This window comes from Pseudomonas sp. MT92, from assembly GCF_058792515.1.
In genome coordinates this window covers 85,355-98,738 of the sequence record NZ_JBXAFA010000021.1, presented here as the reverse complement: position 1 = coordinate 98,738, position 13,384 = coordinate 85,355, and the positions used below count along the sequence as shown (strand labels likewise).

Annotated in this window: 12 protein-coding genes and 3 pseudogenes; 8 read left to right on the top strand and 7 right to left on the bottom strand. The window is 56.1% G+C overall.

The genetic code is table 11. The features are described 5' to 3' along the window. Nucleotides 1-67 precede the first annotated feature (67 nt). Together AC1Q6D_RS29920 and AC1Q6D_RS29915 are read left to right on the top strand one after the other, a co-directional pair. A pseudogene (locus AC1Q6D_RS29920) lies at nucleotides 68-364 on the top strand (integrase core domain-containing protein); the annotation flags it as partial. After that, nucleotides 361-1,095: pseudogene (locus AC1Q6D_RS29915) on the top strand (Mu transposase domain-containing protein); the annotation flags it as partial. The pseudogenes AC1Q6D_RS29920 and AC1Q6D_RS29915, both read left to right, overlap by 4 nt. Nucleotides 1,096-1,372: 277 nt before the next feature. On the opposite strand, the gene AC1Q6D_RS29910 reads toward AC1Q6D_RS29915, so the two are convergent. The 3 genes and pseudogenes from AC1Q6D_RS29910 to AC1Q6D_RS29900 form a co-directional block, all read right to left on the bottom strand. Continuing rightward, on the bottom strand, nucleotides 1,373-1,693 hold the full coding sequence (locus AC1Q6D_RS29910; protein WP_017737775.1) for a hypothetical protein: 321 nt from the start codon (nucleotides 1,691-1,693) through the stop codon (nucleotides 1,373-1,375). Between the two features lie 76 nt (nucleotides 1,694-1,769). Then, nucleotides 1,770-2,261, bottom strand: a pseudogene (locus AC1Q6D_RS29905) (LysR family transcriptional regulator); the annotation flags it as partial. Between the two features lie 67 nt (nucleotides 2,262-2,328). Continuing rightward, on the bottom strand, nucleotides 2,329-3,072 hold the full coding sequence (locus tag AC1Q6D_RS29900) for an SDR family oxidoreductase (protein WP_017737776.1): 744 nt from the start codon (nucleotides 3,070-3,072) through the stop codon (nucleotides 2,329-2,331). A 122-nt stretch (nucleotides 3,073-3,194) separates the two neighbouring features. Here AC1Q6D_RS29900 and AC1Q6D_RS29895 point away from each other — a divergent pair, with 122 nt between their 5' ends. Continuing rightward, a complete protein-coding gene (locus tag AC1Q6D_RS29895) occupies nucleotides 3,195-4,103 on the top strand; it encodes a LysR family transcriptional regulator (protein WP_103406109.1) in 909 nt (302 codons plus the stop codon). Nucleotides 4,104-4,133: 30 nt separating this feature from the next. Here the strand turns inward: AC1Q6D_RS29895 and AC1Q6D_RS29890 are convergent, their stop codons facing one another. Beyond that, nucleotides 4,134-4,448 carry an ArsR/SmtB family transcription factor gene (locus AC1Q6D_RS29890; RefSeq protein ID WP_017737778.1) on the bottom strand — a complete coding sequence of 105 codons (315 nt, stop codon included), beginning with the start codon at nucleotides 4,446-4,448 and terminating at the stop codon, nucleotides 4,134-4,136. Between the two features lie 84 nt (nucleotides 4,449-4,532). Between AC1Q6D_RS29890 and AC1Q6D_RS29885 the strand changes: the two genes are divergently transcribed. The 3 genes from AC1Q6D_RS29885 to AC1Q6D_RS29875 all read left to right on the top strand — a co-directional run bounded on the left by AC1Q6D_RS29885 (nucleotide 4,533) and on the right by AC1Q6D_RS29875 (nucleotide 7,136). Then, nucleotides 4,533-5,624, top strand: a complete 1,092-nt coding sequence (locus AC1Q6D_RS29885; protein ID WP_103406110.1) for an NADH:flavin oxidoreductase/NADH oxidase — start codon at nucleotides 4,533-4,535, stop codon at nucleotides 5,622-5,624. Nucleotides 5,625-5,734: 110 nt separating this feature from the next. Beyond that, a complete protein-coding gene (locus tag AC1Q6D_RS29880) occupies nucleotides 5,735-6,106 on the top strand; it encodes a putative quinol monooxygenase (protein ID WP_256590366.1) in 372 nt (123 codons plus the stop codon). A gap of 10 nt (nucleotides 6,107-6,116) precedes the next feature. Beyond that, complete coding sequence (locus tag AC1Q6D_RS29875; protein ID WP_103406112.1) at nucleotides 6,117-7,136, top strand: zinc-binding alcohol dehydrogenase family protein; 1,020 nt, start codon at nucleotides 6,117-6,119, stop codon at nucleotides 7,134-7,136. A 152-nt stretch (nucleotides 7,137-7,288) separates the two neighbouring features. Here AC1Q6D_RS29875 and AC1Q6D_RS29870 read toward each other — a convergent pair whose 3' ends face one another. Next, nucleotides 7,289-8,596, bottom strand: coding sequence for an OprD family porin (locus tag AC1Q6D_RS29870; RefSeq protein WP_103406113.1), 1,308 nt, complete (start codon nucleotides 8,594-8,596; stop codon nucleotides 7,289-7,291). A gap of 862 nt (nucleotides 8,597-9,458) precedes the next feature. Between AC1Q6D_RS29870 and AC1Q6D_RS29865 the strand changes: the two genes are divergently transcribed. Both AC1Q6D_RS29865 and AC1Q6D_RS29860 read left to right on the top strand, forming a co-directional pair. After that, complete coding sequence (locus AC1Q6D_RS29865; RefSeq protein WP_219739195.1) at nucleotides 9,459-10,187, top strand: SPOR domain-containing protein; 729 nt, start codon at nucleotides 9,459-9,461, stop codon at nucleotides 10,185-10,187. Between the two features lie 70 nt (nucleotides 10,188-10,257). Then, complete coding sequence (locus AC1Q6D_RS29860) at nucleotides 10,258-10,548, top strand: DUF6388 family protein (protein ID WP_103406115.1); 291 nt, start codon at nucleotides 10,258-10,260, stop codon at nucleotides 10,546-10,548. Nucleotides 10,549-10,652: 104 nt separating this feature from the next. On the opposite strand, the gene AC1Q6D_RS29855 is transcribed toward AC1Q6D_RS29860, so the two are convergent. Together AC1Q6D_RS29855 and AC1Q6D_RS29850 are read right to left on the bottom strand one after the other, a co-directional pair. After that, nucleotides 10,653-11,507 (bottom strand): AraC family transcriptional regulator, encoded by an 855-nt coding sequence (locus AC1Q6D_RS29855; protein ID WP_103406116.1) that lies wholly within the window; start codon nucleotides 11,505-11,507, stop codon nucleotides 10,653-10,655. 561 nt (nucleotides 11,508-12,068) lie between these two features. Then, nucleotides 12,069-13,337 (bottom strand): OprD family porin, encoded by a 1,269-nt coding sequence (locus AC1Q6D_RS29850; protein WP_103406117.1) that lies wholly within the window; start codon nucleotides 13,335-13,337, stop codon nucleotides 12,069-12,071. Nucleotides 13,338-13,384 lie beyond the last annotated feature (47 nt).

Below are 13,384 nucleotides of genomic sequence, written 5' to 3'. Positions count from 1 at the left end.
ACACCCGTCGAAGCTCTGAATGAGTATCTAAAATCTGTTCAACAACCCGGTGTTGCGACGACCGGTTGAATCCGCCCAGTATGCGAGTCGTTTATTTCGCCAGCGGCTGTGGCGTTATCGCATGCGCCAGAGCATGAGTCGCCGGGGAAATTGCTGGGACAATGCGCCAATGGAGCGCGTGTTCCGCAGCTTGAAAACGGAGTGGATACCGACCACGGGTTACCGAACGGCTCAAGAAGCCCAGCGCGATATCAGCCAATTCTTAATGCATCGGTACAACTGGATTCGCCCCCATCAATTCAACGGTGGGCTGGCGCCAGCTCGGGCCGAAGAAAAACTTAACGTCGTGTCCGGGATTAGTTGACCACTACAGACGTTTTGGAGCTGGAGCGGGTCGAAATGGATGCCGACCGCCTTTGATGGCTACGTCGAGCACACCGTAAGGGTCTCCAGCACCTGCCTGATCTGCGTGGCACGAAATCGCGATTCGGTGCCGTGTGAGCGAGTCGGCCAGTGGGTCAGCAGCCGTCTATATCCCTCCCGGATCAGGGTCATCGCCGATGACACGATGATTGCCAGCCACGAGTGCCTATTTGATCGAGATCAGGTCAGTTTTGACTGGCAGCATTACATCCCACTCATCGAACGCAAACCCAGTGCACTGTGCAATGGCAAGCCGTTTGCTGATCTGCCCACTCCGTTGCGGCTTCTCAAGCGGGGCCTGAGACATCACAGCAACGGTGATCAAATTATGACGTAGGTATTGGCTGCTGTGCCCATCGCTGGTCTCGACCCGGTGCTGGTAGCGGTAGAACTGGTGCTTGAGTCGGGACCTTCGGTCCCCCTGTGTGAAGCGCTGAGCGCGGCACGCGCGAAATCGATTGGCGCTTGCGAGGATTGTCTGGCGCCCTGAGTGCCGATCACATCCTAAATGTTCTCGCCCGACTCACCGCCACTGCACCGCCGCTCTCCGTAGAAACCAGCCTACAAACTAAGGTGGCACCCGTTGCCAACACGGCCCGATATTACCAACTCCGTACAACAGATGAGGAGAGCCGCCTGCCGGACTTGGAAATCAGGAATGACATCCTTTGACAGCCTCATCAACGCTGGGACAGGTTTATTCTTGCCTGCTGGATGTCGACAGTTCGCATGCTGAAGATTCCAGACTGAATGGGATTAGACCAGTCAATGGTAAGCTTTTCACAGGCTCACCCCCCCCTATCAACAGTGACTTCCGGATGAATGGTATTCTCTCGGCCGGCTATGTCACTGTTACGACGATACGCCAGGACGGTTCGCGGCAAGTGTTTAACTATGCAGACAGCCGGCTTTCTGGAAACCACCAGCGAAATTCCGGAGCCGCATGGGTTCAAAAGTAGCCGTTGCTCTGCCATCTAGTGAACGGACCGTCGAATTCACGGAGCATGCTCACAACAACCTTGAAGTGGATAGCCGTGACCACAACATGCGAGCTGCTTATATTCACATTATTGGGAACACGGCCGTGTCGGTGAGGACCATCATCGGCTGGCTGTTGGCATAGGCGCTTGGCTGGCTGTGGATGGCCCAGCGGTTCGAACATCTGCGCCACGTCGCCATAATCCGGATCGTAGAAAAGAATGTCACGCATCCAGAGCGCACCAAAGTCCAGCGCTTCGACGCGTTGCGCCATCTCGAAATGACCGCGCATGGTCGGGGCCGCTCGGCCGGGATGGGTTTCCAGCGGCAAAATCGGACCGATAGTGAGTGCTTCTGGTTGAAACAGGCGTTGAAAAACGGGATGACGCTCCTGGGAAGGATGAGGAGTCGGCTACATCTGTGGTAAAAAGGGCGTCGACAAAGCGATCGGTAAACCACAACTCCACGTGCAGCTCAGGCCACTGCTTCAGATAGGCATCAAGGATCGGCAGGACATGGCGCTGACCAAAGGACAGCGGGACCGTGAGTTTAAAGGTACCGGTCGGCCGCCCACGGCCCGGACCATGGTCACCTCGACCTCATCAAGATCCTCGATAATCTGCCGCCAGCGCTCATACGCAATCTGCCCCTCGTTTGTCAGGCTCAGTTTGCGCGTCGTGCGATTGAGCAACCGTGCGCCCATCCGGTCCTCCAAGCGAACAATGCGGGTCCATGCCCAGTGTAATCGCCGCGGCGGTAAAGCTTCCCGCCTTCACGGTAAAAACAAACGGGTTGATATCACCGATATTGGTTGGCTTGCGTGGAAGTTTGGCTCCAGGCCAGACATTCGAAGTATTCAATAGTGCTAAAGCTTAGTCGCTCGCGCCCGTGCTTTTGCGCAAGGGCACAAACGGCACAGGTTAACTATCAGAAGTCTTGCGCCGTCGGACGCAGAACAATCTCGTTGATATCGACATCGGCAGGTTGCTCGATCGCGTAAGCGATGGCCCGTGCAACCGAATCAGCCGGGATGGCCTTCTTGTAAAACTCGCCAACGACCTCGGCGCTCGGCTGGTGCCCGCTGCCGAACTTGAGCTCGGAATCCACCGCGCCCGGCTCGATGGTCGTCGTGCGAATATTCCCGCCGACTTCATGACGCAGGCCATCGGAAATAGCGCGCACCGCAAATTTGGTACCGCTGTACACCGATCCACCGGGGCTGAACACCTTGATGCCGGCAACCGAAGAGATGTTGATGAAGTGACCGCTGGCCTGTTGTTCGAAAAGCGGCAACGCGGCCGCGATGCCATACAACACGCCCTTGATGTTGATGTCGATCATGCGATCCCACTCTTCGACGCGCAGCTGCGAAATCGGAGAGATCGCCATCAGCCCTGCATTGTTGATCATCACATCGATGCGACCGAATGCCTCTACAGCCTTGGCGACCAGCGCAGACAAGTCCTCTTTGTTTGTGACATCGATCGGATGGGCAATCGCCTTGCCGCCTGCTGCGGCGATCTCCCGGACAATCGCGTCCAGACGATCCTGGCGACGGGCGCCAAGCACTACATGGGCGCCGAGCGCTGCCAGATGACGCGCCGTTGCTTCGCCCAGACCGCTACTCGCACCGGTGATAACGACCACTTTACCCTGGATGTTTTTACTCATGTTCAGCGCTCCTGTTGAGACCTGTTTGGGTTGATGAGTGCAGTCTGCGCTGGTTTTATTCGTCAGAAAATGGAAGAGTTCGGATTTGAGAATTCCATTTTCTGGAACGGGAGTTGACGCCAATGCTCAATCGCATGGAGCTGATTCGGATCTTTTCGGTGGCGGCGCAATCGACCACGTTTCGCGATGCAGCCACCCGCCTCGGCACCTCTCCGCAGACCGTGACACGCGCCATCAAAGAACTGGAGCGCACGCTTGGGGAGCTGTTGTTCCACCGCAGCACGCGGCAGGTTCACGTCACCGCTTTTGGTGCCAAACTCGCCTTGCAAGCCCGGGAAACCCTGGAACGGGTGGATCAGTTGTTTATCGCCAACAGTAAACAGGAGGCAAAAGGCGTCGTCGGCATCACGGCCCCCCACGCCATTGGCAAGCTGTATCTGATTGAGTTTCTGAAACCGCTGATGCGGGAGAATCCCGGCCTGAGCATCGACCTGAGCCTGGATGACCAGCTCACCGACGCGGTGGCCAACAAGATTGACATCGGTATTCGTGTCGGAGCTGTGCGGGATCGGCGCTATATCGCCAGAACGGTGGCCCATGTCGCCCTGAAAATCGTTGCAGCGCCGTCACTCCTCAACACCGTGCAACGTCCTGGCAACATCGAGGATCTGAAACGCTTGCCCTTGTCGATGCTGATCGATCGCAACAACGGTCGCCCCTGGCCGTGGGTGCTTGCCGAGGGGCAAGCGTTCCTGCCTGCCTCCCCGGCATTTACCTGCGACGATCCAGAAACCGAGCGAGAGATTGTTCTGGCGGGAATCGCCTTTGGGCAAATGCCCGGTTATCTGGCAGAACCCTATCTGTCTGAAGGGCGACTGGTCGAGGTCATGCAACACGATGCCCCGCCGCCTTCCGAATTGATCATGTATCGCCCGCAATCAGGGCCCGTGGCACCGAGAGTGAGGCTGGTGTACGACCACCTGGTCAACTGCTTCTCAGATCCGCGTGTTTTTGCGCAGAGCGCGCGCTGAAAGAGTTGGGTGGAAAAACACCCGTGAGCCTCATCTTCCTTTTTCGTCGTACTGGGACAGGATCGTTTCCAGCAGGCCCGGAAAACGGTGACTCAAGTCTTCCCTACGCAACGAGTTCATGTGGGTCGTGCCGATGGTCTGGGTTTGAACCAGTCCGGCATCTCGCAGCACCCGGAAATGGTGGGACATGGTGGACTTCGCACGGCCACCGTCCAGCTCGCCACAGCTGGCCTCTCCCAGCTCGGCGAGACGCCGGACAATCTCCAGGCGCACAGGGTCGCTCAAGGCGTAAAACAGACGCTCAAGAACGAATTCGCTGAGAGGAAGGTGTTTGAAGGGGCGCATGAGCGAATCATACACGGGTTTGCTCTATGCCAATAGTTCGAATATTATCGAACAACGGAAATATAAACTTCGGAGAAAAACCTGATGTCTGCGCTGTTCCAACCTTTCACGCTCAAGGATATTTCCCTTCGCAACCGGATCGCGATTCCCCCCATGTGCATGTACTCGGCTGATGATGGCCTGATCAACGACTGGCACACTGTGCACTATGCCACCCTCGCGCGGGGCGGGGCGGGACTGGTGGTCGTCGAGGCGACCGCCGTGTCCCCCGAAGGACGGATCACGCCTGGCTGCGCTGGTATCTGGAATGATGAGCTCGCCCGCGCCTTCGTGCCGGTGGTGCAATCGATCAAGGCTGCCGGCGCAGTGCCAGGTATCCAGATTGCCCACGCGGGGCGCAAGGCCAGTGCGAACCGCCCTTGGGAAGGTGACGATCATATCGGCGAGGATGATGCGCGTGGCTGGCAGACCATCGCCCCGTCGGCTGTTGCCTTTGGCGCTCATCTCGCCAGGCTGCCCAAAGCCATGACGCTGGAGGATATCGCCCGGGTGCGCGAGGATTTTGTCTCAGCCGCTCGCCGTGCACGTGAGGCCGGCTTCGAGTGGCTGGAGCTGCATTTCGCCCATGGCTATCTGGCCCAGTCATTCCTCTCTGAACACTCCAACCTTCGTGACGACGCCTACGGCGGAAACTTCGATAACCGTAGCCGCTTTCTGCTGGAAACACTGGCGGCGGTTCGCGAAGTATGGCCAGAGCACTTGCCGCTCACCGCTCGCCTGGGTGTCATCGAATACGACGGCCGGGACGAGCAGACCTTGTCAGAGGCTATCGAACTGACACGTCGTTTCAAGGACGGTGGATTGGACTTGCTCAGCGTCAGTATCGGGTTCACCATCCCTGAATCCAACATTCCTTGGGCCCCCGGATTCATGGGCGAAGTTACCCAGCGGGTACGGCGCGAGACGGGGATTGCGGTGGCCTCGGCATGGGGCTTCGGCACGCCGAGCGTCGCCGAAGAAGCGGTGAGAAGTGGTCAACTGGACCTGGCGATGATTGGCCGGGCGCACCTGGGCAATCCTAACTGGTCCTATTCAGCCGCCCAGGCGCTGGGTGTAGAGCGTGCTGCCTGGACCTTGCCCGCTCCCTATGCCCATTGGCTTGAACGCTACAGGTGATCCCGCCGGAGCGAGAGCGCTCGCGTGGCCTTAGGGCTATCAACTTGGTCGAATGCCCAAGTTGGCAAGATTGTTGTCGCGCTCTCACCCGGATTCAGGTTTTTGGCCGCATGGCCGGCATGGACATCTTCGATACACCCGTGCCAGCCAATGCTCCCTCTTCATATCGCACACAGACAGGAGGTTTGATGACCACCCCTCTGACACTGATTGCCACCTTGGTCGCCAAGGCCGGCTTCGAAGTCGAGCTCGAGCAGACGCTGCAGGGCCTGCAAGGCCCAAGCCGAAGCGAAGCGGACTGCATCCAGTACGATTTCCACCGTGATGCCGAGCAGGCTCGCACTTTCCACATGATCGAGCAGTGGCGGGACGAAGCGGCGCTGACTGCTCACGAAGCGACACCGCATTTTCAGACAGCGCTCCCTTTCATCGAACGTGCTGCTGAAAAGCTCACCATCACGAAAATGTATCGCATCTCCTGAGGAGCTTCGAATGAAAGCCATTGCACACTTCAAATGCCTGCCTATTGAACATCCCGACGCCTTGGTGGAGATCGATATACCCGAGCCAGTGCCGGGGCCGCGCGACTTGCTCGTAGAGGTAAAGGCCGTATCGGTCAATCCTGTCGATACCAAGGTGCGGCAGGGATACGTACCGCACGAGGACGAAAGCCAGCCGCGTATCCTCGGTTGGGACGCTGCCGGCGTGGTCAAGTCGGTCGGCAGCGACGTGACGCTATTCAAGCCCGGCGACAGGGTCTGGTACGCCGGATCGCTGATCCGCCCGGGCAGCAACAGTGAGCTGCAACTGGTGGACGAGCGTATCGTCGGTTCAATGCCCCAGTCGCTGGATTTCAGCCAGGCTGCGGCATTGCCACTGACTTCCTTGACCGCTTGGGAATTACTTTTTGATCGCCTGGGTGTTGCACGCGATACCACCGACCGGGGCGAAACGCTGCTGATCATCGGCGCTGCAGGCGGTGTGGGTTCAATCCTGACTCAGCTGGCGCGTCAGCTAACCGGGTTGACGATCATTGGTACGGCTTCGCGCCCTGAAACCCAGGCCTGGGTCACCGAGCTGGGTGCGCATCATGTCATTGACCATACCAAGCCACTCAGCGAGGAGCTCAAACGCTTCGGTATCGCACAAGTCAGCTATGTCGCCAGCCTGACCCAGACCGATCGGCACTTCGAGCAAATTATCGAGTCACTGAAACCTCAGGGCAGGCTGGGCCTGATCGATGACCCGGCCACGCTTGACGTCGTACCGATGAAGCGCAAGAGCCTGTCGTTGCACTGGGAGCTGATGTACACCCGCTCGCTTTACGAGACAGAGGACATGCAGGAGCAGCACAACATCCTCAACGAAATTGCGCGGCGCGTTGATAGGGGCGACTTGCGCACCACCGTTGGCGACAACTACGGGCGCATCAGCGTAGAAAATCTTCGTCGAGCCCATGCTCTGCTGGAAAGCGGCAAGGCGAAGGGCAAGATCGTGCTGGAAGGCTTCTAAGAGGGCGTAGACAAAATAAATCAAACCGGCTGCACCACCTACCTAATGTCCTGAGCGTCGGGCGGATAATCCTGCACAGAAGCACCCGTGTTATCGGGTGCCTTCCTCAGCGTGGCCGGACTGAAAGCGGCTATTCGTCCTCATGACACTCGTTAGAGAAGCGGAATGCTATAGCTTACAAAAACTCGGTTCTGATCTACGTTACGAGCCGCTTCGCTGTTGGACTTGCCGTTACGCCAGCCGAACCCGACACCTTTAAGCGCTCCGGACTGAAGGACGTAGTCCAGGCTAATGTCTCTTTCCCATTCCTTTTGGTTGTCGCCGGACGTAGTTTTAATATTATCGCCGGAGAGGTACATGACCGAGCCTTTCAGGCCAGGAACTCCCAGAGCGGCAAAGTCGTAAGCATACTGACCGAAAGCTGTGCGCTCGCCTGCGCGGGTGAACGTTTGGATCAGACGGTCGGTATACAGATACAGGCTTGCTCCACCGGCGCCCTTGTCTATCAGGCTGCCCTGATTGAGTTGAGTGAAGTTGCTGCCATCCGACACACTTTGGTACCCCGCAGTAATCGCGTGGCCACCCAGCGTGTAAATCAACGCGGCACTCCAGGTACGGTTGTCGATCTCTCCATCACCGTTTTTGGTGTAGCCATTAATTCTGTAGCCTGACGTACCGGAGCTATTTGCACCTGACGAGTCAGTTTTGAAGTAGCGCAGGTCGGTTTTAAGGGACTGATTGTCCGAGAGCGCAAGGGTGTGAATCAATCCAAAAAAATGCTGCGTATAGTAGTTATCGAGGTTTGCGTAGTAGTACTGAGCTGTCAGATCCTTGGTGACGTTCCAATCGCCCCCGGCGAAGTCAAACTGATTGCTCTCACGCGTACCACCAGCAACGGCCAACCCCGTCTGATCGCTTGAACCACGCCCTGTCGCATGTTCGATCCGACCTCCAGTCAAGGTCAGCCCCTTGAACTCGCTCGAGGTGATTTGACCGCCCTCGAAGGTTTGTGGAAGTACGCGCCCATCGTTGGCAACCAGAATTGGGAGTTTCGGAATCAAGGTGCCGTAGCGAAGTTCAGTTTTCGACATTTTGACTTTTCCGGTCAGCCCCACCCGGCTCCACTCGTCGACGGCACGGTTGTCACTGTCAGAAGGCATCATGGTGCTGCCGACATGCCGTCCTTTGCCGCTGTCCAGGGTAACCCCCAGCAATCCCAGGCCATCGACACCAAAGCCAACCATGCCATCGGTATAACCCGATTTGAAGTCCAACATGAAACCCTGCGCCCATTCTTCGGTTTTGGAAGGGGCGGCAGTGCCATCGCGGTTGTCGTTATTGAAGTAGAAGTTCCTCATCCCCAAGGTGGCCTTGCTATCACTTAGAAAGTCAGCATGCGCCTGTGCACTCAGGGTGATACCAAGAAACACCGAACTTGCAGCAATTTTTTTTCTACTCAATTGTATAGCGCTCCCTTTGTTATTTTAAAGTAATAGAAGCAACGCAAAATCTTAGAGGTCAACGCAACGCACACGAAGGACCAGTACTTAGTCAATTTCAACTAACCCGATAATTGGCACGCCATTTTATTCTTCTGAACATCCTGCTCCATGGCAGCGGGTTGGAAAAAACCACCGAGGTGATCTGCACATGAGCATGAGGTGAACGGATGATCGTCGCATGTAGCGTACCCGGAGGGCGCCGATATGGCAGGTCTGCCTTTCGATAGCAGGTGGGAATCTGGTCATTTTTCGTGGCTCCTTGTTGTTTTACAGCGCGAGAGCGCTAGAGCCAAGTGTGTGTGAAAGGCGCAGGGAGCGCCTTGCCTGGGGAGATGGAGTTTTGCGCCGAAGTCTGGAAATTTGTCTTTGCGTCTGATTTAAGGGGCTGGGACCCGACACAATTCCGGTCATGTTCGACGACTTTGATGACTTTATGGATAGCGACCGGGCTCTATAACTTTTGAATTTTGAGTGTTCATCACATAAGTGGCGAATGCAGATCCTTCGCGGTTTTCCACAAGGCACTTTGGCCACGATATTTATCTTAAATACAAGTATTTCATAGGATTAACCTCTCCCATTCTGATATGGTTTTTTTCGACTATCTGAGCCTTTTTCGTGAATCAGTAGTCTATAAAGTGCACGCCCGATGTTCTTTAAAACAACAAAAAGCAGCCAACTAATTTTGGCGCTTGGGCACACTGACGCGCTCGAGAACTCAGACCATCTCAGGATCAGAAATAAAACCTTTCTTTATAAAAAGAAATGGCACAAATAACTATTCACTTGATTTGGAGAGGGCGCCGTGCGAAAGCTTAGCATGGGCTTACTGGCAACTAACGTTTTATGGCAACTATCAGCTCTACTATGGATCTACACGTCCACAGGACCAACTTGTGAAAATAACGTCGACAATTCATACATCCAGCAAAAAGTGACAGACTTCGAGCACGAATTTGACGACATTGCTAATAAAGTTGCGACAGAGATCAGTACAAATCTTCCCGACGAACTCACGCCCCTTGCAAAAAACGAATCCCGCACACCCGACTCAACGGAGGCTGACGCCGTACAGTTTTTGTACGAAAAGCCAGACGAAACACCAGTACTTACGCTGTCCTCTTTACCCGCACAGGCACGCATATGGACAATCATCCTGAGCGGGCTGATTGCCTTTACCGGCCTGCTCTTGGCAATCTTCGCCCGCAAAAGAACCGATGATCCGCAATGGCATGTCTTTGGCACCGTACCAGGCTCGCTAATCACGCTGGAACGCACGTGCTTGACGTGCGGCGGCTACATTTTCCACGCTAAAAACGCAGCTCCAGCCACGCCTTCATTCGGCCTTTGGGTGATCGAAATCGCATTGAATACGCCCAGCCGCCATCGCGCACTAAAAGCCATTCAGCAACTGGAGTTGCCGGTAGCGCGTAAAGAAAACAACTTTGTCGTCATAGGCCCATATAAACATAAGCAGGACGCGGCTCGAGTCGTGAAAGAGCTGAGTGAAAGTCATGGCGTTCGAGGATGGATGACGGCAGGAAATTGACATAGTCCAATTTAGCGCTGGGCCGACCTTGAACAACCAGCTACTTATTGCATGCCACAAGAGAGCATTCATGATCGCAAAAGAACTTAGAGCCGAACTTGCCCTGAAGAAATTCCTGGACGCCAATCTATGGATTCAGCTTGAACTCAGCGAGCTGAATTACAGCCTCGCTGAAAACTGCAGGATCTCGCCAGAAGAATATCGCCTTAAATTTCTGAAAGAAGCTTTTGAAACAGAAGCGGATGCTCACGACTGCGATTGCTGGGATTTTATCCTGCAGTGGGTAGCTGAAACCAAAGAAGAACTTGAGTTGATGCGCGAAGAACGCATGAAAGAGATCTATGATTCTCTCGACAATTAATAGACTCTACAAGTTTGGTCGTCTATAAAAACCGGCAATTTCAAGATGAAAGACTAACTTCATCGGCGGGAGTATTGCCCAATACCCCCCGCCCTCCTCTCGGTTCAAGCCGTCGTATAACAATCCACTACGCGCCGATACTGGCTGGGTGAAGCTCCGATGTGCTGACGGAAAAACCGTGTGAAATGACCTTGCTCGGAGAACCCGAGGTTCTCCGACAACAGGCCCAACGTTCCACTGCGCTCACGTTCCAGCCAGGCAAAAGCCCGCCGCATGCGCGCATCGTTAAGCAGCAGGGTCGGCGTCAGGCCGGTATCTTTTTTGAACAGCGCAAAGAAGTGCGCCCGCGACAGACCACAAGCCCGCGCGGCGTTGTCGATCGGGTTCGGATCATCGAGGTGCTCAAGCAACCATGCGGTGCCACGACGCACGCGCGCGTCACGGAACTCAGCTGAGTTCAGCGCACCGAGTAGCGATAAATGCCGCCAGCTGGAAAAGTCCTCGATCAGTTCAATCAGGAAGTCGAACAGCATGAATTCCATGCGCTCCTTCGGCACGATCCCGCAGCCATGGGCTTCGGCGACCAGGATGTCGGCCAAGGTGCGATTACGGCTCTTCAATTCGATGCACGACTGGGCAAAAAAATCAGGTCGGGCGCTGAGTGCCAGCGACTGCTGAGCAGTGGCCAGCCAAGCGGGCTCGATGTAAAGCGCTAGGATTACGGTGGCACCGGCGCCTGGCTGCGGATCGTAGAAATGCGGCTCCCAGGCGTTGACCAGCACCGCCGTGCGATCGCTGAGTGGAACCCGCCGACCGTTGACGTTGAAATAAGTGTCTTCGCCGGACACCTTGACCAGCACATGGCATTCGGAATGGGTGTGGGTAACCAGCGAACGATCCATATTCAGCAAGGCGACCCGGCCAAACCTGCCGTGGAAAACCCGTTGGGCTATGGACATCAGATTCCTCCGCTCGCTTGAAGCGATGTTGTTATCGGCCACAATGAAGAATAATCGCGGCGCCTATCTGTTTCTAGACCCCGGCGATCTCTCAATGTTGGCTGGCCACTATCGCGCGCGAATGACCGAGCGTCTACCTCGACTTTCGCAGCCCCCGGAACAACCACCAGCAGCGGAAAACGCTTGGTCACCCTGTATCAGGCCAACGCCAATTGGACCCCGACCGCTAACGTTTTCGTTGACTCCGACTATTTGTTCTAAGACATCGGTTCCGCGATCAAAAGCGCCGGCGGCAACAACTCGCAAATACTGGTGCTGCGCTCCACGTTTTGCTTTTAGGCATCAAACACATCCGGCACGCCACGACCGCGGTTACGGCATCAGCCGATAACCGCGGATTCGCCGCTCTCATTGCAAGAGCCTGATCTTCAGAGCACCGAGCGTAAAAAGTCTGCCGTTCAGCTTTTTTTCGGACGGTCGAAGATCTGCTCGGGAGTTCCTGACTCGTGAATCTACCCTTTTGCCAGAACGGCGCCCGGCATGGACATCGACGCAACAGCCTTACCAGAGCGGGAGGCTGTAGCTGACGATCAGGCGATTCTCGTCAATTTCACTGGCAAAGCTCGAGCGATAAGTCGCGTTGCGCCATTTGATGCCGACATTTTTCAGCGCGCCACTCTGGATCACATAGCCGATGTCGGTATTACGCTCCCACTCCTTGCCGGTTCCCGAAGCTACTCCCAGGTCGACCTGGTCGCCTTTTGCATAACGGGTCATAAAGGTCAGGCCGGGAATGCCGAGGCCGGCGAAGTTGAAGTCGTAACGGGCTTGCAGGGAGCGCTCGTCCTGATTGCCGAAATCGTTGATTTGCAGCAGGTTGACCAGGTACGGATCGGTGCCCTGAACGTTGGCGAAACCGGTGTCGCCGCTCATTTTCTGGTAGCTGAGACCGAAGGCGTGTGCGCCCAGTGAATAGGTAAACATGGCGCCGAGCATTTGGTTGTCGACATTGCTGCTGCCGTCATCGGTCGAACGGGCCCAACGCAGATCGGATTTCAGCGCCTGCCCCTCGGCAATGGGCAACACATGCATCACCGTCAGAAAGTGCTGCTTGTACAGGTCGTCCAACTGCGCGTAGTGGTAGCCAGTACTCAGCGTCTTGCTCCACATGTAATTGCCACCGAGAAAGTCGAACTGGTCGGTGGTGGCCCTCGCCCCGGTCACGATGTTGCGCCTGGGGCCTTTCATGACTGTCATGTCTTCGCGGTTGGTCGAGTCGCGCTGGTTCACCTGGGTGAGCCGACCGGCGTCGAAGGTCAGACCCGCGAGGTCCGTCGAGTTCAGCCAGCCACCCTGGAAGGTCTGCGGCAGCAGCCGTGTATCGTTGGGCTGCAATACCGGCAGCTTGGGAATCAGGGTCCCTGCCTTGAGGGTGGACTTGGAAACCCGGAGCTTGGCAGTCAGGCCAAGCTCGCTGTTGTCATCGGGTGCCGTCCTCGACTCGGTGCCACGCGGTAGCAGACCGGTGGCGCCCGCGCGATCCGGGCTCGAATCCAGCTTGATGCCGAGCAGACCAAGCGCATCGACCCCCACGCCCACCGGTCCTTCGGTGTAGCCGGATTCGTAGCGCAACAGGAAGCCTTGCGCCCACTCCTCGCCCTTGTTTTGTGGGGCCGCTGGCTGGCGGAAGTCTCGGTTCATATAGAAATTGCGCATGTCCAGACTGGCCTTGCTGTCCGCAAGGAACTCAGCCGAAGCGGATGAACAAACGCCGAAAGCCCCAGTAAGGCCGGACAGCAGAAAAACTTGGGTGGGACGAAGTACGTGCATAGCTCTCTCTTCTTATTAGGTAGGTAATTGGCGATCCCAAACGGCAC

What these genes read in the sequence shown, in the direction of transcription:
- AC1Q6D_RS29910 (WP_017737775.1), bottom strand. Translation starts at nt 1,693, where the DNA reads ATGCGCGGTCATTTCGAGATGGCGCAACGCGTCGAAGCGCTGGACTTT.
- AC1Q6D_RS29900 (WP_017737776.1), bottom strand. Translation starts at nt 3,072, where the DNA reads ATGAGTAAAAACATCCAGGGTAAAGTGGTCGTTATCACCGGTGCGAGT.
- AC1Q6D_RS29895 (WP_103406109.1), top strand. Translation starts at nt 3,195, where the DNA reads ATGCTCAATCGCATGGAGCTGATTCGGATCTTTTCGGTGGCGGCGCAA.
- AC1Q6D_RS29890 (WP_017737778.1), bottom strand. Translation starts at nt 4,448, where the DNA reads ATGCGCCCCTTCAAACACCTTCCTCTCAGCGAATTCGTTCTTGAGCGT.
- AC1Q6D_RS29885 (WP_103406110.1), top strand. Translation starts at nt 4,533, where the DNA reads ATGTCTGCGCTGTTCCAACCTTTCACGCTCAAGGATATTTCCCTTCGC.
- AC1Q6D_RS29880 (WP_256590366.1), top strand. Translation starts at nt 5,735, where the DNA reads ATGGCCGGCATGGACATCTTCGATACACCCGTGCCAGCCAATGCTCCC.
- AC1Q6D_RS29875 (WP_103406112.1), top strand. Translation starts at nt 6,117, where the DNA reads ATGAAAGCCATTGCACACTTCAAATGCCTGCCTATTGAACATCCCGAC.
- AC1Q6D_RS29865 (WP_219739195.1), top strand. Translation starts at nt 9,459, where the DNA reads ATGGGCTTACTGGCAACTAACGTTTTATGGCAACTATCAGCTCTACTA.
- AC1Q6D_RS29860 (WP_103406115.1), top strand. Translation starts at nt 10,258, where the DNA reads ATGATCGCAAAAGAACTTAGAGCCGAACTTGCCCTGAAGAAATTCCTG.
- AC1Q6D_RS29855 (WP_103406116.1), bottom strand. Translation starts at nt 11,507, where the DNA reads ATGTCCATAGCCCAACGGGTTTTCCACGGCAGGTTTGGCCGGGTCGCC.
- AC1Q6D_RS29850 (WP_103406117.1), bottom strand. Translation starts at nt 13,337, where the DNA reads ATGCACGTACTTCGTCCCACCCAAGTTTTTCTGCTGTCCGGCCTTACT.